Raw genomic sequence first — 20,315 nt, forward strand, 5'->3', positions numbered from 1 at the left:
AAGTACGTCCCGTACGAGCGCTTGCGGCCGGCACGCCGAGAGCACGCACCGGACGCCGCTCCTCAAGGGGCAAACCTTGCCCGACGCGGCACTAGCTCGCCGTGCGCGGCAGCCTGCGCTCCCACGTGCGGTGGAAGAGAACCTCGTCGCCCTCCCGGCACACCAGCTCGTTCGACGTCAGGAACCCGCCCTCGTCGCACGAGATCTCCGACCGCGTCTCCACGGACACGTCCCACCCCAGGTCCGGCCGGTGCAAGCGCACGGTCCAGTCCGAGCGGGTCCGCGCCGACAGCGGGTCCGCCTCCTGGATCTCGTACACCTCCCTCGCCTCCTCGCTGAACTCCAGCCCGTCCGGATACACCCGCGTGCCCCCGTACCGCGGGTCGACCTCCAGCCGCCACACGCCCCGCGCCACGTCCCGTACGACGAGCCGCTCCGGCCCCGGCCCGTCCAGCGTCTCGGGGTAGGACACCCCGAGCGGCTCCGCCTGCTCGGGAGCCTCGAACAGGATCGGCTCGCCGTCGGGCGCGCGGGAGGGGTCCCGCACCGGAAGCTCCACCGCGCTCCCCGCCGGATCCAGCGTCCAGCCCGCCTCCGAGCCGGCCCGCGGCCAGATCCACGGCCAGTAGGCCGAGGACAGGGCGAGGCGGATCCGGTGGCCCGGCGGGAAGGAGTGCCCGATGCCGTTCAGCTCGAAGGTCACGTCCTCGTACGAGCCCACCGGCCACGGCACGGCCTTGTCCCGCCCCTGGCGCGCCGACAGGTTCAGCGCGCCCCGCGTCACGAGCGTCGAGGACCCGTCCGGAGCCACGTCGCACAGCCGCGCCACGACCTGCCCGTACGGCACGTCCATCCGGATGCGCAGCCGCACCACGGGCCGGCCGAGGATCTCCACCGGGCCGGAGCCCTCCCCGACGGGGAACTCGAAGCACGCGGACTTCGCGTCCTCCTCGCGCTGGTCCGGCGGCAGGTCGGCGTCGTTGCCGAAGGGGAAGAAGCGGCCCGCGTCCAGGCCCGTGTGCTGCGGGGAGGCCACGACCACCGGCGCGCCCTGGAAGGCGTACGTGACCGGGTCCACGTTCGGCGAGGGCCAGGACGGATCGCCGGCCCACCGGCCCGGCAGCACCTCGTAGGTGGTCGCCGGCGGGTGCGACCCGGAGATCCACGAGCGCAGCAGCGGCTCCCGCATCACGCCGTTGTCCGCCCCCTTGAGCCAGTGGTCCCACCAGCGCAGGGTCTCCTGGAGGAAGCCGATGGCCGGCCCCGGCGGCAGCCCGCGGTCGGGGTACTGGTGCGACCAGGGGCCGATCAGGCCGCGCACCCGGTCGGCGGGGAGCGCGGACACCAGCCGCAGCACGGTGTCCCGGTAGGGGTCGTGCCAGCCCCCGACGGCGAGGACGGCCGCGCCGATCGCGCCGTAGTCCTCGCACACGGACCCGTGGCGCCAGTAGGCGTCGCGGGTCTGGTGCGAGAGCCAGGTGTGGATCAGGGGTTCGACCGCGCCGAGGCGCGAGAGCCAGAGGTCTCGCCAGCCGTCGCCCGCGTAGAGCGGGTCCGGCGGGCGGGCGGCGAAGGCGAGCATGGTCGCCGCCCAGGCGTGCATGTCCACGGCGAGCAGCGAGCCGCCCATGTAGTGCACGTCGTTGTCGTACCGGTCGTCCGTGGAGCAGACGGTCACGACGGCCTTCAGCGCCTCGGGGGCCAGCGCCGCGATCTGCAGGCTGTTGAAGCCGCCCCAGGAGATCCCGAACATCCCCACGGACCCCGTGCACCAGGGCTGCTCCGCGAGCCACTCCACCACCGCGACGCCGTCCGCGAGTTCCTGGGCGTCGTACTCGTCGCCCGGGTCGCCGCCGCTGCATCCGTGGCCGCGCACGTCGACCCGTACGGAGGCGTAGCCGTGGCCGGCGTACCAGGGGTGGCGCTGCCAGTCGCGCGGCGCGGTCCAGTCGGTGAGGCGGTACGGGAGGTACTCCAGCAGCGCCGGGACGGGCTCGTCGGTGACCGGGCGCCAGATGCGGGCGTACAGCTCGGTGCCGTCCCGCATCGGGATCCGGACGTCCTCGTGGGTGGTCCCGTAGGGGAAATCGGTGCGGATGATCATCGAAGCTCTCGCCAATCGCCTCGGGGACGGTCAGTGGACGGGGTGCATCGTGCGCTTCAGCCACGGCGCGAGCGCGACCACGGCCAGGCCCGCCGCCACCGCGATGGCGCCGTTGACGCCGAAGTAGACGGGGTTGGAGACCTCCCCGTAGAACTTGACCACCTGGGCCTGGATGCCGTTGGCCAGCGCCAGCGAGAGGAACCACAGCGCCATCGTCTGGCTGCCGAAGGCCTTCGGGGCGAGCTTCGTGGTGGCCGACATGCCCGAGGTCTCCAGCAGGACGTCGCCGAGTCCGAGCAGCAGGTACGAGCCGACGATCCACCAGACGGCGATCTGGTAGGTGTCGCCGCTGTGCCCCGAGGTCGGGATGACCATCAGGAGGAAGGACAGGCCGCCCAGGATCACCCCGATGGCGATCTTGTTGGAGGCGTGCGGCTGCCGTCGGCCCATCCGGACCCACAGCGCGGCCACGACCGGGGCCAGCAGCACCTCGAACGCGCCGAGCGCGGAGGCGTACCAGCCGGCCGGGAAGGTGAAGCCGAGGATCTCGGTGCGGGCGTTCGTCGAGGCGAGCAGCATCATCGTCGAGTACGCCTGGAAGAGGATGAAGTTGAAGGCGACCGAGGCCAGGAAGAGCACCACGTACGGGCGCAGGCGCCCCCGCTCCTCGGAGGTCACCCGGTCGCTGCGGAACATGACCGCGAAGTAGACGACCGGGGCGATCACCGAGACCAGCGTGAGCAGGTCGACGAACCGGTCCATCGTCAGCCAGCCCAGTACGGCCAGAAGAGTGGCGAGCGCGGCGAAGACCACGACCCCGGCGACGATCCTCCACACGGTGGAGCGCATCGCGTCGGGCGCCAGCGCGAACTCGGCGGAGTGCTTGCGCCCCGCCAGGTGGCGGCGCCCGGCGACGTACTGGATGAGACCCGCGGTCATGCCGACGGCGGCGGCCGAGAAGCCCCAGTGCCAGCCCTCGTTCTCGCCGAGCCAGGCGGTGATCAGCGGGCCGGCGAACGCGCCGATGTTGATGCCCATGTAGTAGAGCGCGAAGCCGGCGTCGCGCCGCTGGTCGTCCGTCCGGTACAGCTTGCCGACCATGCTGGCCACGTTCGGCTTGAGCAGTCCGGTGCCGGCGCTGATCAGGCCCAGGCCCACCCAGGTCATGGCGGCGGTGGGCACGGCCATGGCGTAGTGGCCGCAGGCGATCAGGATGCCGCCCCAGAGCACGGCGCGGTACGAACCCAGGATCCGGTCGGCGAGCCACCCGCCGGCGACGGAGACGAGGTAGACCATGGTTCCGTAGGCCGCCGAGACGGAGGCCGCGGTGCCCGGGTCCATCCCCAGACCGCCGTTGGCCACCGCGTCCGCGAAATAGAGGACGAGGATGGCCTGCATGCCCAGGAACGAGAAGCGCTCCCAGACCTCCAGCCCGGAGAGCGTGGCGAGCCCCCGGGGGTGCCCGAAGAAGGCGTGGTCGTCGCCGGGCGGCGGCTGGTCGGCCTCCGGGTCCGAGGGCTCGTCGATATCGGTCGAAATTCTGGACAAAACGCATTCTCCGATTGTTTCGGCTTCCATAGAACATACCGGTACACATCGGGCGGTGCGTGAGGGGTGGGCGCGCGGTGGCCGGACGGGCGCCCTGGGTGATCGAAAACAGACCGGATACGCTGGCTTGAGTGATGGCAGCGACACATCGACAATCCATGTGATCGTCAACGTGATCGTCAGCAGACAGGAGTACCCCTCGTGACCGTCGTCGGGCCGTTCGGACTGAGCGTGCGGGACCAGGCTCTTGAGACCGATGTCCAGGCCGGACTGGCCGCCGTCGAGGCGGGTCTGCTGGAAGCCACCAAGAGCGAAGTCCCCTTCATCACCGAGGCCGCACAGCACCTGGTGCGGGCCGGAGGCAAGCGGTTCCGGCCGCTGCTGGTGATGCTCGCCTCCCGATTCGGCGATCCCTACGCGCCCGGGATCGTGCCCTCGGCCGTCGTCGTGGAGCTCACGCACCTCGCGACGCTCTACCACGACGACGTCATGGACGAGGCGGACGTCCGCCGCGGCGTCGACAGCGCCAATGCCCGCTGGGGCAACTCCGTGGCCGTCCTGACGGGTGATTTCCTCTTCGCCCGCGCCTCGCACATCCTGGCGGACCTCGGGCCCGAGGCCGTGCGGATCCAGGCCGAGGCCTTCGAGCGGCTGGTGACGGGCCAGATCCTGGAGACGGCCGGCCCGCGCGGCGGCCGCGACCCCGTCGAGCACTACCTGGACGTCATGGCCGGCAAGACCAGCTCGCTGGTCGCCGTCTCCTGCCGCTTCGGCGCGCTGATGTCCGGCGCCGACGACATGGTCGTCGACATCCTCACCCAGTACGGGGAGCGTCTCGGCCTCGCCTTCCAGCTGGCCGACGACGTCCTCGACATCGCCTCCGACTCGCACGAGTCCGGCAAGACCCCGGGGACCGACCTGCGCGAGGGCATCCCGACGCTGCCCGTCCTGCGGCTGCGCGAGATGGCGGCCCGCGACGGCAACCCGGACGACCTGGACCTCGTACGGCTCCTGGACGGCGATCTGACGGACGACGCCCTGCACGCCGAGGTGCTGTCGCGGCTGCGGGTCCACCCCGCCCTGGAGCAGGCCCGCAAGGACACCATCCGCTACGCCCAGGACGCACGGGCCACGCTGGCCCCGCTGCCGGAGTGCTTCGCGAAGTCGGCCCTGGTGGAGCTGTGCGACGCGGTGGTCCACCGCGCGGGCTGACCCGGCGCGGGTCTTACCGAAGACAGAGGCGCGGGCCGGGCATCCCCTACGGGTGGGGGAGGTCCGGCCCGCGTCGTGTCATCCCTGGGGCGTACGCGCAGTTGGCTCCCGGGGCTGACGCCCTCACCCCCTCTTCTTTGGTCAGATGGAGACACATCCCCACCAGATCGGGTGAGAGTGGCGGCGCGGGGTGGACGTGTACACGCAAGACGGGTAGGTCGCCGCCGTACACACAGAGGTAGGGCAGACAGACATGGCAACGAACGCAAAGACCCGCAAGGCCGCTCGGTACGCCGTACCGGTCGCGGTGTTCGGAGTGGTAGCCGGCACGATCGCGATGGTTCCGGCCTTCGCGAACGCCAGCGGCCCCGACCTGCCGCAGGTCACGGCCCAGCAGCTCATCGAGAAGATCGCGGCCTCGGACGTCGAGCAGCTGTCCGGCAGCGCCAAGATCAGCACGGACCTGGGGCTGCCGTCCCTGCCGGCCGGCCTGCTCGGCGGCGGCTCGGGCATCACGGGCGGCTCCGCCGACCCGCAGGACAAGCTCACGCAGCTGGCCGCCGGCACGCACACCTTCCGGGTGGCCGCCGACGGACCGGACCGCCAGAAGCTGACCTTCGTCGACGGCAAGGACGAGTACACGCTCGTCCACAACGGCGCCGACGTCTGGGGATACGACTCCAAGTCCAAGGAGGCCTTCCACGAGAAGGCCCCGGCCGACGCGGGCAAGAGCTCCGAGCGCAAGGCCGGCGAGCGGCTCGGCGCCTCCCCGCAGGAGATCGCCCGGGAGGTCCTGGAGGCCGCCGGCACGACCACGGACGTCAGCGTCGGCGACACGGCCCAGGTGGCCGGCCGCGACGCCTACCAGCTGGTCCTCAAGCCGAAGGGCGCCGGTTCCACGGTCGCCTCGGTGAAGATCGCGGTGGACGCCAAGAACGGCGTGCCGCTGCGCGTGCAGCTGCTCTCCACGGACGGCGGCAAGCCGATCGTGGACGCGGGATTCACCAAGGTGGACTTCGCCAAGCCCGCCGCCGACACCTTCGCCTTCACCCCGCCCAAGGACGCCAAGGTGAGCGAGGGAGCGGCCGGCGAGCACGGCCTGGGCAAGGACAAGGGCAAGGACAAGGGCAAGGGCGCCCTGGACGCCCTCCCCGGCCTGGACGGACTGGTCGGCGGCGCCGGGGCCGGCAAGGGCGACACCAAGGTCCTCGGCGAGGGCTGGACCTCGATCGCCCGGATCGAGACGGGCTCGGCCAACGGCCTGAAGGACCTCGAGGGCGCGACGAAGGACAAGAACGCTCCCGCGCAGGCGCAGCAGTTCCTCGACTCGATCGGGGAGAAGGTCTCCGGGAAGTTCGGCGAGGGCCGCGTCCTGAAGACCCGCGTGGTCAACGCGCTGATCACGGACGACGGCAAGGTCTACGTCGGCGCGGTCACCAAGGACGCGCTGGTGACGGCGGCAGACGCGAACAAGTAGGGCGCCCCCGCGTAGCGGAGGCGGGTGAAGGGTGGGCGGGGACTGTGTCCCCGCCCACCCTTGTGCCGTTCCCGCCCTGGGTACAGCAAGGCCGCTGTACCGTGAAAAGCATGTCGAGACACGTCACCATCCGCCTGGACGAAGAGTTCCACGAGCGCCTCAAGGCGCGCGCGGCGGCGCTGGGGACGACGGTCACCGCGCTGATCACCGAAGTCACCGAACGCGAGCTCGACGAGGACCGGAAGAAGTTCCTCTCCGGCATCGAGGAGTTCGCCGACCACTGGGCCTACTTCCAGGAGCGGTTCGGCCATTGAAGATCACCATGGAGTGGGCCTGGACCGCTCTGGCCCACCATCTCCCGTCCGATCCCGCCGTGTGGGACCCCTCCGGAGTGGCCGCCGCGGTGGCCCGCCACCAGAACGACCTCGTCCTGGTCCCCGAGCAGCCCGCCCCGGACACCGCGTGGCGGGCCGCCGCGTTTCTGCACACCCTGGCCGTGTGCCCGGCGCTGGAATCCCCGATGAACGAGTTCTACGCCGCCGCCGCGACCCGCTCGTACCTGCGCGTCGCCGGGGCGAAGCTGCTGCCGACGCCGGAGGAGCTCGGCGATCTCGTGGAGGCCGCGAAGCTGGGGCGCGCGGACGTCGCGGCGGTCGCACAGGAGCTGCGCGCCCGGATGCAGGAGCCGCTGCCCGCCTCGCTGCGCGGCGGCGCGCAGGAGGCGTAGCGGAGCACGGGCCGTGGCCGCGACGGGCGCCGGGCCCGTGCTGCGGTGATCGTCCTTCTGCGCGGGGACCACCAGGGTCAGAAGGTGATCTTCCAGCTGTTGATGTAGCCGACGTCCTGCGCGGCCGCGTCCTTGACCTGGAGCTTCCACACCCCGTTGGCCACCTCGGAGGAGGCGTTGACGGTGTAGGACTGGACGAGGTTGTCGGCGCTGCCTCCGGTGCGGTTGTGCAGGCTGTACACGGTGCCGTCGGGGGCGATCAGGTCGACGACCAGGTCACCGCGGTAGGTGTGGACGATGTTCACGTCGACCTTGGTGGTGGCCGGCGCGTTGCCCGTGACGCCCGAGACCGTGATCGGCGAGGTCACCGCGGCGGCGGGGGAGTCCGGGACGGCGACGTCCGTCGTGTTCTCGAAGGACTGGCCCGGCGGGACCGGGGTGGCCGCCCCGAGGTTCCAGATCGCGTAGGCGATGGCGTCCGAGTTGCGGTCCAGGGCGGTGTCGTTGATGTTCGCCGAGGTGTCGCACGAGGCGTGGTAGCAGCGGTCGAAGGCCTGACCGGAGGTGCCGCCCCACTTCTGGGCCTGGGCCGCCGTCTTGGTGTAGTCGGCGCCCGAGAACAGGCCGCCGACCGGGATGCCCGCGCTCTTGAAGGGCGCGTGGTCGGAGCGGCCGTCGCCCTCGGTCTCGATCTCGGTGGCGACGCCGATGCCCGCGTAGTAGTTCTTGAAGGTCTGCTCGATGGTCGGGTCGTCGTCGTAGACGAAGTAGCCCGGGTTGGGCGAACCGATCATGTCGAAGTTCAGGTAGCCGGAGATCTTCGACTTCTCGGCGGCCGGCAGGTTGTTCACGTAGTACTTCGAGCCGATCATGCCCAGCTCTTCCGCGCCCCACCAGCCGAAGCGCAGGTGCTTCGTGGGCTGGAGCTGTGCGCGGGAGACGGCCAGCGCGGTCTCCAGGATGGCGGCCGAACCGGACCCGTTGTCGTTGATGCCGGGGCCGGCGTTCACCGAGTCCAGGTGCGAGCCCGACATCAGGACCGAGTTCGGGTCCCCGCCGGGCCAGTCGGCGATCAGGTTGTAGCCGGTCGCGCCGCTGGAGGTGAAGGTCTGCAGGGTGGTCGTGAAGCCGGCCGCGTCGAGCTTGGCCTTCACGTAGTCGATCGACGCCTTGTAGCCGGCCTTGCCGTGGGCGCGGTTGCCGCCGTTGGCGGTGGCTATGGACTGCAGCTGCGTCAGGTGCGCCTTGACGTTGGCGACCGGTATGTCCGGCGGCGTCGGCGCCGCGGTGACCGCGGTGGGCGCGGCGAGCGCGGAGGGGGAGGTGGCGGCGAACAGGCCGGCGACCGCGACGGCGGTCACGGCGGCGAGGCGCCGGGAGACGGACAGGCTCATGTGGGGGCTCCGGGATTCCGTACTGGGGATGTGTGCGGAAACGTGCGGGGAAGAACAGGTGAGCATCGTGCGTCAGTGCGAGCCTGATGTTCAGCGAGAGCGTGACAGTCCGTCAAGACCACAATTCGGTCAGGCGCGTTCGGAAAACGGACGCAGCCGGGCGCGTGACCGGGCGCGGGGCCGCGTCGCGGGCACACTGGGGGGATGAACGTGAACGAAGTGACCCCTGCGGCCGCCGCCGTGGAGGCCCAGTGGCTGGGCGCACGGCAGGCGTGGGCGCGCACGCTGGAGCGGCTCGGTCCCGTGGCCTGGCGTCTCGGCACCGTCGCGGTGCTGGAGGCGGCCTACGAGGACCCGCTCCTGCGGCAGCTCTACCCGTACACGAGCCATTGCCACGTGCACTTCAGCAGTACCACCCGCTTCCCCTACGAGGTGGCGGTCCCCTTCGTCATGCCGCTGGCCGACGGCCGGTTCCGCGTCGTGGGGCGCGATCCCTCCCGGGAGATCGGCGAGGTCGCCACGGCCGGGGAGGCCGTGGCCCTGGTGGTCGCGCACGTACCGCGCGGTCTGCGGCTCGCCACGACGGGCCTGCCGAGGGAGGAGCCGCCGGTGGACGCGTCGCCCGTGGACGTGTGGCGGACGGGCGGGCCGCCGAAGGGGCTGAGCCGCAGGAGGGCCGCGCCTCAGGAGGGCCCGGCCGCGGGGGGCTGAGCCGCGGGAGGCCGGGGCGCGGGGGGCCGGGCCTCGCGGGGCCGAGCGGCGGGGGGCCGGGCCGGCGGAAGGCCGGGCGCGGTTACGCCGGCTCGCGCGCCGGGACCGGGCCGGACGCCGCGAGGGGCGCCGGCAGCGGGTCCAGGGCGCCTTCGAGGCGTCCGGCGCGGGCCCGGTGCGCGGTGCGCAGGGCGTCCCAGGTGAGGATCGAGAGGGCGGCCCAGACCAGGGAGAAGCCGGCCCAGCGGACGGGCGGCATGGCCTCGTGGAAGTACAGGACGCCGAGCGAGAACTGGAACACCGGGGCGGTGTACTGGAGCAGCCCGAGGGTGGACAGCGGCACCCGGATCGCGGCCGCGCCGAAGCAGACCAGCGGGATCGCGGTGACCAGCCCGGTCGAGGCGAGCAGCGCCGTGTGCCCGGGGCCCTGGGCGGTGAAGGTGGACTGTCCCCGGGCGCCGAGCCACAGCAGGTAGCCGAGGGCGGGCAGGAACAGGACCACGGTCTCGGCGGTCAGCGACTCCAGGCCGCCCATGCCGAGCTTCTTCTTGATCAGGCCGTACGTGGCGAAGGAGCAGGCCAGTACGAGCGAGATCCACGGCGGCCGCCCGTAGCCGACGGCGAGCACCAGCACGGCCAGGAGGCCGATGCCCACCGCCGCCCACTGCGAGCGGCGCAGCCGCTCACCGAGGACCAGCACGCCGAGCGCGATGGTGACGAGGGGGTTGATGAAGTAGCCGAGGCTCGCCTCGACGACGGCGCCGTTGTTGACGGACCAGATGTACACGCCCCAGTTCACGGTGATCAGGGCGGCGGCGGCCACGAGGAGCGCGAGCTTGCGGGGCTGTCGCAGCAGCTCGCCCATCCAGGCCCAGCGGCGCAGGAAGAGCAGTGCGACGCCGACCGCGGCCAGGGACCACACCATGCGGTGGGCGAGGATCTCGATGGCTCCGGACGGCTGGAGGAGCGGCCAGAACAGGGGCACCAGGCCCCACATTCCGTACGCGCCGAATCCGTAGAGCAATCCCGCGCGCTGGTCGTTCTCTGCCTTCACGGGACCTCCAGTGCTCTTCAAGCCAACGTCAAGACGTTAGCGCCGCACGAGCGAGAAGTCATCACCGTCACAACGAGATGCTCATGACACCTCGCGGCCCTCGTGGCGGCTCACACGAGCCCGCGCCCGGCCGCGTCCGTCATGCGGCGGCCAGCGCGACCGCGATCGCCTCGGACACCGGGGTGGTCGGCCGGCCGATGAGCCGGGCGAGGTCGCCGCTGGTGGAGCCCAGGCGGCCGCGCCGGATCGCCGCGTCCACGTCGACGAACACCGCGGCGAAGCCCTCGGGGAGTCCGGCGTCGACCAGGACCGCCTGGTGCGCCTCGGTCGGCAGCTCGGTGTACGCGACCTCGCGCCCCGCCTGGGCCGACAGCTCGGCGGCGTACTCGGCCAGGGTCCACGCCGAGTCCCCGGAGAGCTCGTAGGCCCGGTTCAGGTGCCCTTCGCCGGTCAGCACCACGGCCGCGGCGGCGGCGTAGTCGGCGCGGGCCGCGGAGGCCACGCGGCCCTCGCCCGCGCTGCCCACGAGGGCGCCGCGCTCCAGGTGGGAGGCCAGGTCGCGGGTGTAGTTCTCGTGGTACCAGCCGTTGCGCAGGAAGGTGTACGGGAGCCCGGAGTCGAGGATCGCCCGCTCGGTCGCCCGGTGCTCCGCGGCCAGCTCGAAGTCCGCCTCGGGACCGCCGAGGATCCCGGTGTAGGCGAGCTGGGCCACCCCGGCCGCGACCGCGGCCTTGATCACGGCGGTGTGCTGATCGACCCGGCGTCCGATCTCGTTCCCGGAGATCAGCAGCACCCGGTCGCCCGCCCGGAAGGCGCGGGCCAGGCTCGCGGGGTCGTCGTAGTCGGCGACGCGCAGTTCGACGCCCTGGCCGGCGAGGTCGGCGGCCTTGTCGGCGTCGCGGACGACCGCGGCGATCCGGTCGGCGGGGACGCGGGTCAGCAGGTCGGCGACGACGAGGCGGCCGAGGGCTCCGGTGGCTCCGGTGACGACGATGCTCATGGGGATCTCCTCCGTAGGGGCCCCGGGACCGGGCCCTTCCTGAATGCCACCCTACGGTAAGCGCTAACTTTTGGAAAGTAAGCATGTGGGAGGTGGGGCACGCCGACGAAACGGGCAGGCGCGGGGCGCACCCGGACATGCGGAAGCCCGGACCTCCCGAGGAGGTCCGGGCTCCGGGAACACCTCGGCCACGACTCAGCCGACGACGGTCCAGGTGTCGTTCCCGCTCAGCAGCGCGCCCAGATCGCCCTTGCCGCTGCGGTCCACGGCCGTCTCCAGCTGCTCGGCCATGAGCGTGTCGTAGACCGGCCGCGCCACGTCGCGGAACACCCCGATGGGCGTCTGGTGCAGCGTGTCGGGGTCGGCCAGCCGGGACAGCGCGAACGCGTTGGTCGGGGACGCCGAGGAGGCGTCGTGGACCAGGATCCGCGACGCGTTCTCCGCGGTCACGGTGACCACCTCCAGGTCCCCGGTGGCCGCGTCGCGCACGACGCCCTTGGCGTTGTCCGCGCCGAAGCGGATCGGCTGCCCCTGCTCCAGCCGGATCACGGCCTCCTGGGCCTGCTCGTGGTCCTTGAGGACCTCGAACGCCCCGTCGTTGAAGATGTTGCAGTTCTGGTAGATCTCCACCAGCGCCGTGCCCTGGTGGTCGGCCGCCGCGCGCAGCACCTCGGTGAGGTGCTTGCGGTCGGAGTCCACCGTGCGGGCCACGAAGGAGGCCTCCGCGCCGATCGCCAGCGAGACCGGGTTGAAGGGCGCGTCCAGCGAGCCCATCGGCGTCGACTTGGTGATCTTGCCGACCTCGGAGGTGGGGGAGTACTGCCCCTTGGTCAGCCCGTAGATCCGGTTGTTGAACAGCAGGATCTTGAGGTTGACGTTCCGCCGCAGGGCGTGGATCAGGTGGTTTCCGCCGATGGAGAGCGCGTCGCCGTCACCCGTGACCACCCACACCGACAGGTCGCGGCGCGAGGTGGCCAGGCCGGTGGCGATGGCCGGGGCGCGGCCGTGGATCGAGTGCATCCCGTAGGTGTTCATGTAGTACGGGAAGCGCGAGGAGCAGCCGATGCCCGAGACGAAGACGATGTTCTCCTTCGCCAGCCCCAGCTCGGGCATGAAGCCCTGTACGGCCGCGAGCACCGCGTAGTCGCCGCAGCCGGGGCACCAGCGGACCTCCTGGTCCGACTTGAAGTCCTTCATCGACTGCTTGGCGGCGGCCTTCGGCACCAGCGAGAGCAGGGTCCGGGCGTCGGTCAGCTCAGTCATGGACGGCCTCCTTGAGATGCGTGGCGAGCTGCTCGGCCTTGAACGGCATGCCGTTGACCTGGTTGTACGACCGTGCGTCGACCAGGTACTTCGCCCTCAGGAGGGTCGCGAGCTGCCCGAGGTTCATCTCCGGCACCACTACCTTGTCGTAACGCTTCAGGACCTCCCCCAGATTCCTCGGGAAGGGGTTGAGGTGGCGCAGATGGGCCTGTGCGACGGGGACCCCGGCGAGCCGCAGCCGGCGTACGGCGGCCGTGATCGGCCCGTACGTCGAGCCCCAGCCGATGACCAGGGTGCGCGCGCCGTCCGGGTCGTCGACCTCCAGGTCCGGGACCTCGATGCCGTCGACCTTGGCCTGGCGGGTGCGCACCATGAACTCGTGGTTGGCCGGGTCGTAGGAGATGTTGCCCGTGCCGTCCTGCTTCTCGATGCCGCCGATGCGGTGCTCCAGCCCCGGCGTGCCCGGCACCGCCCAGGGGCGGGCCAGGGTCCGCGCGTCGCGCTTGTACGGCCAGAACACCTCGGTGCCGTCCGCGAGCTCGTGGTTGGGGCCGGAGGCGAACTGGACCGACAGGTCCGGGAGGTCCGCGACGTCCGGGATCCGCCACGGCTCGGAGCCGTTGGCGAGGTACCCGTCGGAGAGCAGGAACACCGGAGTCCGGTAGGTCAGCGCGATCCGGGCCGCGTCGAGCGCGGCGTCGAAGCAGTCCGCCGGGGTGCGCGGGGCCACGATCGGGACCGGGGCCTCGCCGTTGCGCCCGTACATGGCCTGGAGCAGGTCGGCCTGCTCCGTCTTGGTCGGCAGGCCCGTGGAGGGACCGCCGCGCTGGATGTCCACGATCAGCAGCGGGAGTTCCAGGGAGACCGCGAGTCCGATCGTCTCGGACTTGAGCGCGACGCCCGGGCCGGAGGTGGTGGTCACGGCGAGCGCGCCGCCGAAGGCCGCGCCCAGAGCCGCGCCGATGCCGGCGATCTCGTCCTCGGCCTGGAAGGTGCGCACGCCGAAGTTCTTGTGCCGGCTCAGCTCGTGCAGGATGTCCGAGGCCGGGGTGATCGGGTACGAGCCCAGGTAGAGCGGCAGACCGGCCTGCTGCCCCGCCGCGATCAGCCCGTAGGACAGGGCGAGGTTTCCGGAGATGTTGCGGTAGGTGCCCGCCGGGAAGGCGCGGGTGGCCGGGGCCACCTCGTAGGACACCGCGAAGTCCTCGGTGGTCTCGCCGAAGTTCCAGCCGGCCCGGAAGGCGGCCACGTTCGCCTCCGCGATCTGCGGCTTCTTCGCGAACTTCTGCCGCAGGAAGGTCTCGGTGCCCTCCGTCGGCCGGTGGTACATCCAGGACAGCAGGCCCAGCGCGAACATGTTCTTGCTGCGCTCCGCCTCCTTGCGGGGGAGACCGAAGTCCTTCAGCGCCTCGACGGTGAGGGTGGTCAGCGGCACCTGGTGGATGTTGTAGGCGTCCAGCGAGCCGTCTTCCAGCGGGGAGGTCGCGTAGCCGACCTTCGCCATCGGCCGCTTGGTGAACTCGTCGGTGTTGACGATGATCTCCGCGCCGCGCGGCACGTCCGCGATGTTCGCCTTCAGCGCCGCCGGGTTCATCGCCACCAGGACGTTCGGGGCGTCGCCCGGCGTCAGGATGTCGTGATCGGCGAAGTGCAGCTGGAAGCTGGACACGCCGGGGAGGGTGCCGGCGGGCGCCCGGATCTCGGCGGGGAAGTTCGGCAGCGTCGAGAGGTCGTTCCCGAAGGACGCCGTCTCGGAGGTGAAACGGTCGCCCGTGAGCTGCATGCCGTCGCCCGAGTCACCCGCGAAGCGGATGATCACCCGATCGAGGCGGCGCACTTCCTTGCCGGCGCCGCCTGAGGTGTCGCCGGGGCCGTCCACGGGACTGTTGCCGGTCCCGTCGGTCCCGTCCGCCCCGTCGCCGGGACCTTCGCTGCTCGGATCGTCGCTGTTCGGGCCCGGGGGTGTCCGCTGCTCGCCGACGACCGCGCCCTCGGTCCCGTCGGAATGCTCGGCTGGGCTACTGACCTGGCTGGTCACTGAACTGGACCTCCTTCGAGGCGTGAGCACTGCCCAAGGTCCACCCTACGACCGTAGGGACCGCTTCCCCGGGGTACTCAGTTTCTGGACCGCCCTCTCGGCGGTCTGTCCGAAATCCGGCCTTACCTGACAGGGTGTCAGTTGATCAAGACCTTAGATAGGTGAGGACGGCCAGCACGCGCCGGTGATCCCCGTCACTCGGCGACAGGCCGAGCTTCATGAAGATGTTGCTGACGTGCTTCTCCACCGCGCCGTCGCTCACCACCAGCTGCTTGGCCACGGCGGAATTGGTCCGGCCCTCGGCCATCAGCCCGAGCACCTCGCGCTCGCGCGGGGTCAGCCCCGCCAGCACGTCCTGCTTGCGGCTGCGCCCGAGCAGCTGCGCCACGACCTCCGGGTCCAGGGCGGTACCGCCCCGGGCCACGCGCACGACGGCGTCCAGGAACTCCCGGACGTCCGCCACCCGGTCCTTGAGCAGGTACCCCACCCCGGTGCTGGAACCGGCCAGCAGTTCGGTGGCGTACTGCTCCTCCACGTACTGGGACAGCACGAGCACCCCTATGCCGGGGTGGTCGCGCCGCAGCCGCACCGCGGCCCGTACGCCCTCGTCGGTGTGCGTCGGCGGCATCCGCACGTCCGCCACCACCACGTCCGGCAGCGCGCCCTCCGCCGCCAGGTCCGCCACGGTCTTGATCAGGGCTTCCGCGTCCCCGACGCCCGCGACGACGTCATGCCCCCGGTCGGTCAGCAACCGGGTCAGGCCCTCGCGTAGCAGCACTGAATCCTCGGCGATGACGACCCGCACCCTGTTTTCCACGACTTTGCAGCTCCCGCATCCACTGGTGTCCGTACCCCTGACACAGCCAAGCATCCCAGCCTTCAGCCGGGATCAAGGCGGAGTGGGATCACCGGACGGACGGGAATGCGGTGTTTTCGGGGTGGGAAGGGAGCGCTCCGGTGGGAAGGGCCGAAAGTCAGGACTTTCGGCCCGGCCCCGGAGGAGTGAACGGCGCGGTGCGGGGAGGTGCGGGGGCCGCCCGGGAAGGCGCGGGGGCGGCCCGGGGAGGCGCGGGGAGGCGTGGGCGCGGCCCGGGGAGGTGTGGAGGCGGGCCCGGGAGGCGCGGGGGCGGCCCGGGGAGGGGTGGGCGCGGTGCGGGGAGGGGTGGGCGCGGGCCGGGGCGCCGGCGGCCGGAGGTCTCAGGCCGTCCGCCAGGGCAGCTCGGCGGTCACGGTGGTCCCCGTCCCCACGGGGGAGTCCACGACCAGCACCCCGTCCACGGCGTCGAGCCGCTCGGCCAGCCCGGCCAGTCCCGACCCGGCCGCGGCCTCGGTGGAGGCCCCGCCCCGCCCGTCGTCCGAGACCTGGATCAGCAGCCGCTCGCCGGACTTCCACACGTCCACGCCGGCCGTACGGGCCTGCGCGTGCTTGCTGATGTTCTGCAGCAGCTCCGAGACGGTGAAGTACGCGATCCCCTCGATCGCCGCCGCGGGCCGCGCGGGCAGGTCCACGGCCACCCGCACCGGCACGGCGCACCGCGAGGCCACCGAGGACAGGGCGGCGTCCAGCCCCCGGTCGGTCAGTACCGCCGGGTGGATGCCGCGGGCCAGATCGCGCAGCTCCTGGAGGGCGATCTTCACCTCGCCGTGCGCCTCGTCCACCATCCGGGCGGCCGCCCGCGGGTCCTCGGTCAGCTTCTCCTTCGCGAGCCCCAGGTCCATGGCCAGGGCCACCAGCCGGGCCTGGGCCCCGTCGTGCAGGTCCCGCTCGATGCGCCGCAGGTCGGCGGCTGCCGTGTCGACCACGACCCCCCGGTCCGACTCCAGCTCGCTGACCCGGTGCGCGAGCCGGGAGGGGCCGAGCAGCCCGGAGACCAGCACGCGGTCGACGGTGGTCAGGGCGCGGAAGACCCACGGACTGGTGAGGGTGAGGGCGAGCCCCACGACGGACGTCATCGCGATCGCCAGGGGCGAGTCCAGGTAGAACGTGTAGTCCTCCCCGTTCTGGAAGAGCTGGAGACCGGGCTGGTCCGTATAGGCCGGGAACACCCAGAACCACAGCGGGTACAGCAGCATCGTCCAGCCGAAGGACCAGAAGACGAGGGCGACGATGGCGCTGAACAGCGCCCACGGGAAGTGGATCACGGAGTAGAGCACGTGGCGCCAGGCGCTGCCGCTCTTCAGCAGCGCCCCCATGCGGGGGAGGACCCCGGGCTTCCGCGCCAGGATCGGGCCGGGCTCGGCGATGTCGTGGCGCAGCATCCCGCGGACCCGGGCGCGCTCCAGGCGCCCGAAGCCCCGGCACATCGCGAGCACCCCGGCGAGGACCGGGACGCCGAGGAAGGTGACGAGCAGTCCGGCACCGAGGCTCACGCCGGTGATCGCGAGCGAGAAGTAGAGGACGCTGAGCGGGAGACCCAGCAGCAGGAACCCGAATTCCCGCCACGTGCGCCCCTCGACGGGCGCGCGCAGCGCCCTGCCGATCCCGCTGCCGCTCCGCACGTTGCTCTCCATCATCCCGACCCGCCTTCCGTCCACGTTGTCCCCCCACCCTCCCGCCGCGCCCCCCTGCGGAACCATCCGGTGCGTCGGTCTCTGCCGCGGGGGGTTATCCCCCGTACGACCGCGCCCCGCGCGCTATGACGCCCCGCGCCACGTACGGCAAGCGGCCCGTACGACCGCGGTCGTACGCCCGCAGCCCGTACGACCGCGGCCCGCGCACTACGCCGCCCCGCGCTACGCCGCCCCGCGTCCCCGCCACGGCAGCTCGGCCGTCACCGTGGTCCCGGCCCCGGCGGGGGAGTCCACCACCAGCACCCCGTCCACCGCTCCGAGCCGCTCCCCGAGCCCCGCCAGCCCCGACCCGGCCCGGGCGTCGGCTCCGCCGCGCCCGTCGTCCGACACCCGGATCAGCAGCCGCCGGTCCGACCGCCACACCTCGACCGACGCCCCGCGCGCCTGCGCACCCGCGTGCTTGCTCACGTTCTGCAGCAGCTCCGACACCACGAAGTACGCGATCCCCTCGATCGCCTCCGCCGGCCGCGCCGGCAGGTCCACCGACACCTTCACGGGAACCAGGCACCGCGAGGCCACCGACGACAGCGCCGCGTCGAGCCCCCGGTCGGTGAGCACCGCCGGGTGGATGCCCCGCGCCAGGTCCCGCAGTTCCTGGAGCGCCAGCTTCACCTCGCCGTGCGCCTCGTCGACCATCGAGGCCGCCCCCTCGGGGTCCTCCAGCAGCTTCTCCTTCGCCAGGCCCAGCCCCATGGCCAGCGCCACCAGCCGCGCCTGCGCCCCGTCGTGGAGGTCCCGCTCGATCCGCCGCAGGTCCGCCGCCGCGGTGTCGACGACCACCCCCCGGTCGGATTCCAGCTCGGCGATCCGCCGCTCCAGCTCGTCGGACGGGGACAGCAGGCCCCGCACCATCGCCCGGTCCACGTTCGCGAGCCCGCGCGCCACCCACGGCAGCACCGGCCACAGGACGAACAGGCCGGTCAGCGCCACGCCGAAGGTGAGCACCGCCCACGGCAGCCGCACCAGCTCGAACAGCACGGCCCGCCACGCCACCGGGTCCTTGAGGCTCGCCCACAGCCAGGGGAAGAACCCGCCGGCCCGCCGCGGCCCCGGCATCGGGGTCGGCTCGTCGACCCGTACGCCCAGCAGCAGGCGCGCCCGCGCCCGTTCCAGCCGTCCCAGCTGACGGGACAGGAACAGGCCGCCCGCGAACAGCGGAAGCCCGATCGCGGTCACGGACAGACCGCCCGCGGTCGCCACCATGGCGACCGTATAAACGAATCCGATGAGGGAAAGGGGAAGATTAGTGAGCAAATAGGCTATTTCCTTCCACGTCACGGCATCGAATGCAGCGCGTACGGGAGGGGGAGTGCCGTCATCGGGGAGGTGATCGCTCGCGGTCATGCGCCCCACCCTGTCAAGCGCGAGCGTCCGGTGCCATGGTGCGGTCAGGCCGAGGTAAACGGGGGATAACCCCACCCCGCCGGGACCAGGCCCTAGACTCCCGTCCGTACCAGATCACCCTGATCATCGACATAGGCCGAGGAACGAGGAACGGACGTGCCCGAACCAACGGTATCGACCGTATCCGTGCTCGCCGCGGACTACTTCCGGACGTATTCGGTCGTCGGCCTCCTGGCCGTGCTCGGTGTGCTGTTCGTGGCGGTGGCGTTCGGCGCCGGGCGCCTGCTGCGCCCCGTCGTCCCGACCCGCGAGAAGCTGCTGACGTACGAGTGCGGTGTGGACCCGGTCGGCGAGGGCTGGGCGCACACCCAGGTCCGCTACTACGTCTACGCCTTCCTCTACGTCATCTTCGCCGTCGACTCGATCTTCCTCTTCCCGTGGGCGACGGTTTTCGCCGCCGCCGGTTACGGCGCCACGACGCTGGTGGAGATGTTCATCTTCCTCGGCTTCCTGGCCGTCGGGCTGCTCTACGCGTACAAGAAGGGCGTCCTCGAATGGACGTGACACCGGAGCCGCAGCTCCTCCCGGAACCGAAGAAGCTGGGAGTCCTCTCCCGCCTCGCGCCCGAGCCCATGAAGGTGGTCCTCAACTGGGGCCGCCGCTACAGCCTGTGGGTCTTCAACTTCGGTCTCGCCTGCTGCGCGATCGAGTTCATCGCCGCCTCGATGGCCCGGCACGACTTCATCCGGCTCGGCGTCATCCCCTTCGCGCCCGGCCCGCGCCAGGCGGACCTCATGATCGTCTCGGGCACCGTGACGGACAAGATGGCCCCGGCCGTCAAGCGGCTGTACGAGCAGATGCCCGAGCCCAAGTACGTCATCTCCTTCGGCGCCTGCTCCAACTGCGGCGGCCCGTACTGGGACTCGTACTCGGTGACCAAGGGCGTCGACCAGATCATCCCCGTCGACGTCTACGTCCCCGGCTGCCCGCCCCGCCCCGAGGCGCTGCTGCAGGGCATCCTCAAGCTCCAGGAGAAGATCGCCCGCGAGTCGCTGGCCGAGCGGTACGCGGCCCCGTCGGTCTCCCAGCTCACCAGCGGCCTGGTCGCCGCCCCGCCGGCCCCCGGGACGGACGCGTGAACCTCTACGACTCCCTCCCGGACGCGGCGGGCACGATCTTCGGAGCGGAGGCCGTGGCCTCCTTCTCCTACGCGCTGCTCACCGTCGACGTGCCCACCGCCAGCTGGATCCCCGCGCTGGAGATCGCCCGGGACAAGCTGGGCTGCACCTACTTCGACTGGCTGAGCGCGGTGGACGAGCCGGGAACCGGCTTCCGGGTCTGCGCCCACGTGGTGTCGCTGGAGAACCACCGCGTACGCCGCCTCCTGCTGAGGACCACCGTCCCGCACACGGCGCCCTCGCTGCCCTCGGCGGTGCCGGTCTACGCCGGCGCGGAATGGCACGAGCGCGAGACCTTCGAGATGTTCGGCGTCGTCTTCACGGACCACCCGAACCTGGTCCCGCTGCTCCTCCCGGAGAACTTCGAGGGCCACCCGCTGCGCAAGGACTTCGTCCTCGCGGCGCGCGTGGCCAAGGCCTGGCCGGGCGCGAAGGAACCGGGCGAGGCCCATGACCCGGACGCCCCGAAGCGCCGCCAGATGCTCCCGCCGGGCGTCCCCGACCCCAACGACTGGGGCCCGATGAAGGGCCAGCTCCCGCCGGCTCCCGCCCGTCCCGCGCGCACCCCGCGCGCGGGTGCGGGTGCCGGTGCGGGCGCGGGCGCCGCGGCCGGGGAGCGGGGGCTTATACACAAATCCCAGCCCACGAGACCACGAAGGATAGCGGGTGTGGGGGGGGGGGTGGTAGTGTGGGG

18 protein-coding genes are annotated in these 20,315 nt (G+C 71.8%); 8 read left to right on the plus strand and 10 right to left on the minus strand.

What is annotated here, in order from left to right; all coding sequences use genetic code 11:
- Positions 1 to 91: 91 nt before the first annotated feature.
- The gene (locus ACWF9Z_RS35440; protein ID WP_453609575.1) at positions 92 to 2,104 is read right to left on the minus strand and encodes a CocE/NonD family hydrolase; all 2,013 of its coding nucleotides are present in this window, start codon (positions 2,102 to 2,104) and stop codon (positions 92 to 94) included.
- A gap of 30 nt (positions 2,105 to 2,134) precedes the next feature.
- Positions 2,135 to 3,643, minus strand: coding sequence for a peptide MFS transporter (locus ACWF9Z_RS35445; protein WP_453609602.1), 1,509 nt, complete (start codon positions 3,641 to 3,643; stop codon positions 2,135 to 2,137).
- A 210-nt stretch (positions 3,644 to 3,853) separates the two neighbouring features.
- Here ACWF9Z_RS35445 and ACWF9Z_RS35450 point away from each other — a divergent pair, with 210 nt between their 5' ends.
- From ACWF9Z_RS35450 to ACWF9Z_RS35465, 4 genes are all read left to right on the plus strand, one after another.
- Positions 3,854 to 4,864, plus strand: a complete 1,011-nt coding sequence (locus ACWF9Z_RS35450) for a polyprenyl synthetase family protein (protein ID WP_453609577.1) — start codon at positions 3,854 to 3,856, stop codon at positions 4,862 to 4,864.
- A 253-nt stretch (positions 4,865 to 5,117) separates the two neighbouring features.
- Positions 5,118 to 6,341, plus strand: coding sequence for a LolA family protein (locus ACWF9Z_RS35455; RefSeq protein WP_453609579.1), 1,224 nt, complete (start codon positions 5,118 to 5,120; stop codon positions 6,339 to 6,341).
- Between the two features lie 110 nt (positions 6,342 to 6,451).
- The gene (locus ACWF9Z_RS35460; RefSeq protein ID WP_453609581.1) at positions 6,452 to 6,655 is read left to right on the plus strand and encodes a hypothetical protein; all 204 of its coding nucleotides are present in this window, start codon (positions 6,452 to 6,454) and stop codon (positions 6,653 to 6,655) included.
- Positions 6,652 to 7,068, plus strand: a complete 417-nt coding sequence (locus ACWF9Z_RS35465) for a hypothetical protein (protein ID WP_453609583.1) — start codon at positions 6,652 to 6,654, stop codon at positions 7,066 to 7,068. Before ACWF9Z_RS35460 ends, ACWF9Z_RS35465 begins: the two co-directional genes overlap by 4 nt.
- Before the next feature lie 77 nt (positions 7,069 to 7,145).
- Here the strand turns inward: ACWF9Z_RS35465 and ACWF9Z_RS35470 are convergent, their stop codons facing one another.
- A complete protein-coding gene (locus tag ACWF9Z_RS35470; protein ID WP_453609584.1) occupies positions 7,146 to 8,462 on the minus strand; it encodes a M28 family metallopeptidase in 1,317 nt (438 codons plus the stop codon).
- Between the two features lie 204 nt (positions 8,463 to 8,666).
- Here ACWF9Z_RS35470 and ACWF9Z_RS35475 point away from each other — a divergent pair, with 204 nt between their 5' ends.
- Positions 8,667 to 9,173, plus strand: a complete 507-nt coding sequence (locus tag ACWF9Z_RS35475; protein ID WP_453609585.1) for a DUF6193 family natural product biosynthesis protein — start codon at positions 8,667 to 8,669, stop codon at positions 9,171 to 9,173.
- 82 nt (positions 9,174 to 9,255) lie between these two features.
- Here the strand turns inward: ACWF9Z_RS35475 and rarD are convergent, their stop codons facing one another.
- From rarD to ACWF9Z_RS35510, 7 genes are all read right to left on the minus strand, one after another.
- Positions 9,256 to 10,227: an EamA family transporter RarD gene (gene rarD, locus ACWF9Z_RS35480; protein WP_453609587.1), complete on the minus strand. Its 972-nt coding sequence runs from the start codon at positions 10,225 to 10,227 to the stop codon at positions 9,256 to 9,258.
- Between the two features lie 139 nt (positions 10,228 to 10,366).
- Complete coding sequence (locus ACWF9Z_RS35485; protein WP_453609588.1) at positions 10,367 to 11,227, minus strand: SDR family oxidoreductase; 861 nt, start codon at positions 11,225 to 11,227, stop codon at positions 10,367 to 10,369.
- A 195-nt stretch (positions 11,228 to 11,422) separates the two neighbouring features.
- Positions 11,423 to 12,490, minus strand: a complete 1,068-nt coding sequence (locus ACWF9Z_RS35490) for a 2-oxoacid:ferredoxin oxidoreductase subunit beta (RefSeq protein WP_453609590.1) — start codon at positions 12,488 to 12,490, stop codon at positions 11,423 to 11,425.
- Positions 12,483 to 14,528: a 2-oxoacid:acceptor oxidoreductase subunit alpha gene (locus ACWF9Z_RS35495; protein ID WP_453609592.1), complete on the minus strand. Its 2,046-nt coding sequence runs from the start codon at positions 14,526 to 14,528 to the stop codon at positions 12,483 to 12,485. The genes ACWF9Z_RS35490 and ACWF9Z_RS35495 overlap by 8 nt, the downstream gene beginning before the upstream one ends.
- 145 nt (positions 14,529 to 14,673) lie before the next feature.
- Positions 14,674 to 15,333, minus strand: coding sequence for a response regulator transcription factor (locus ACWF9Z_RS35500; protein WP_453609604.1), 660 nt, complete (start codon positions 15,331 to 15,333; stop codon positions 14,674 to 14,676).
- Between the two features lie 392 nt (positions 15,334 to 15,725).
- Entirely contained in the window at positions 15,726 to 17,042 is a 1,317-nt protein-coding gene (locus tag ACWF9Z_RS35505; RefSeq protein WP_453609594.1) for a sensor histidine kinase, read from the minus strand.
- 219 nt (positions 17,043 to 17,261) lie between these two features.
- The gene (locus ACWF9Z_RS35510) at positions 17,262 to 18,443 is read right to left on the minus strand and encodes a sensor histidine kinase (RefSeq protein WP_453609596.1); all 1,182 of its coding nucleotides are present in this window, start codon (positions 18,441 to 18,443) and stop codon (positions 17,262 to 17,264) included.
- A gap of 156 nt (positions 18,444 to 18,599) precedes the next feature.
- Here ACWF9Z_RS35510 and ACWF9Z_RS35515 point away from each other — a divergent pair, with 156 nt between their 5' ends.
- The 3 genes from ACWF9Z_RS35515 to ACWF9Z_RS35525 form a co-directional block, all read left to right on the plus strand.
- Complete coding sequence (locus ACWF9Z_RS35515) at positions 18,600 to 19,007, plus strand: NADH-quinone oxidoreductase subunit A (RefSeq protein WP_356649497.1); 408 nt, start codon at positions 18,600 to 18,602, stop codon at positions 19,005 to 19,007.
- Positions 18,998 to 19,582: an NADH-quinone oxidoreductase subunit B gene (locus ACWF9Z_RS35520; protein WP_453609598.1), complete on the plus strand. Its 585-nt coding sequence runs from the start codon at positions 18,998 to 19,000 to the stop codon at positions 19,580 to 19,582. The genes ACWF9Z_RS35515 and ACWF9Z_RS35520 overlap by 10 nt, the downstream gene beginning before the upstream one ends.
- On the plus strand, positions 19,579 to 20,315 hold a 737-nt coding region (locus ACWF9Z_RS35525), incomplete at its 3' end, for an NADH-quinone oxidoreductase subunit C (protein WP_453609600.1). The genes ACWF9Z_RS35520 and ACWF9Z_RS35525, both read left to right, overlap by 4 nt.

This window comes from Streptomyces sp. NPDC054961 (genome assembly GCF_053609145.1).

Excerpts from the sequence above, each read along its gene's own strand:
- ACWF9Z_RS35440 (WP_453609575.1), bottom strand. The coding sequence starts at position 2,104 with ATGATCATCCGCACCGATTTCCCCTACGGGACCACCCACGAGGACGTC.
- ACWF9Z_RS35455 (WP_453609579.1), top strand. The coding sequence starts at position 5,118 with ATGGCAACGAACGCAAAGACCCGCAAGGCCGCTCGGTACGCCGTACCG.
- ACWF9Z_RS35460 (WP_453609581.1), top strand. The coding sequence starts at position 6,452 with ATGTCGAGACACGTCACCATCCGCCTGGACGAAGAGTTCCACGAGCGC.
- ACWF9Z_RS35470 (WP_453609584.1), bottom strand. The coding sequence starts at position 8,462 with ATGAGCCTGTCCGTCTCCCGGCGCCTCGCCGCCGTGACCGCCGTCGCG.
- ACWF9Z_RS35475 (WP_453609585.1), top strand. The coding sequence starts at position 8,667 with ATGAACGTGAACGAAGTGACCCCTGCGGCCGCCGCCGTGGAGGCCCAG.
- ACWF9Z_RS35485 (WP_453609588.1), bottom strand. The coding sequence starts at position 11,227 with ATGAGCATCGTCGTCACCGGAGCCACCGGAGCCCTCGGCCGCCTCGTC.
- ACWF9Z_RS35490 (WP_453609590.1), bottom strand. The coding sequence starts at position 12,490 with ATGACTGAGCTGACCGACGCCCGGACCCTGCTCTCGCTGGTGCCGAAG.
- ACWF9Z_RS35505 (WP_453609594.1), bottom strand. The coding sequence starts at position 17,042 with ATGATGGAGAGCAACGTGCGGAGCGGCAGCGGGATCGGCAGGGCGCTG.
- ACWF9Z_RS35510 (WP_453609596.1), bottom strand. The coding sequence starts at position 18,443 with ATGACCGCGAGCGATCACCTCCCCGATGACGGCACTCCCCCTCCCGTA.
- ACWF9Z_RS35520 (WP_453609598.1), top strand. The coding sequence starts at position 18,998 with ATGGACGTGACACCGGAGCCGCAGCTCCTCCCGGAACCGAAGAAGCTG.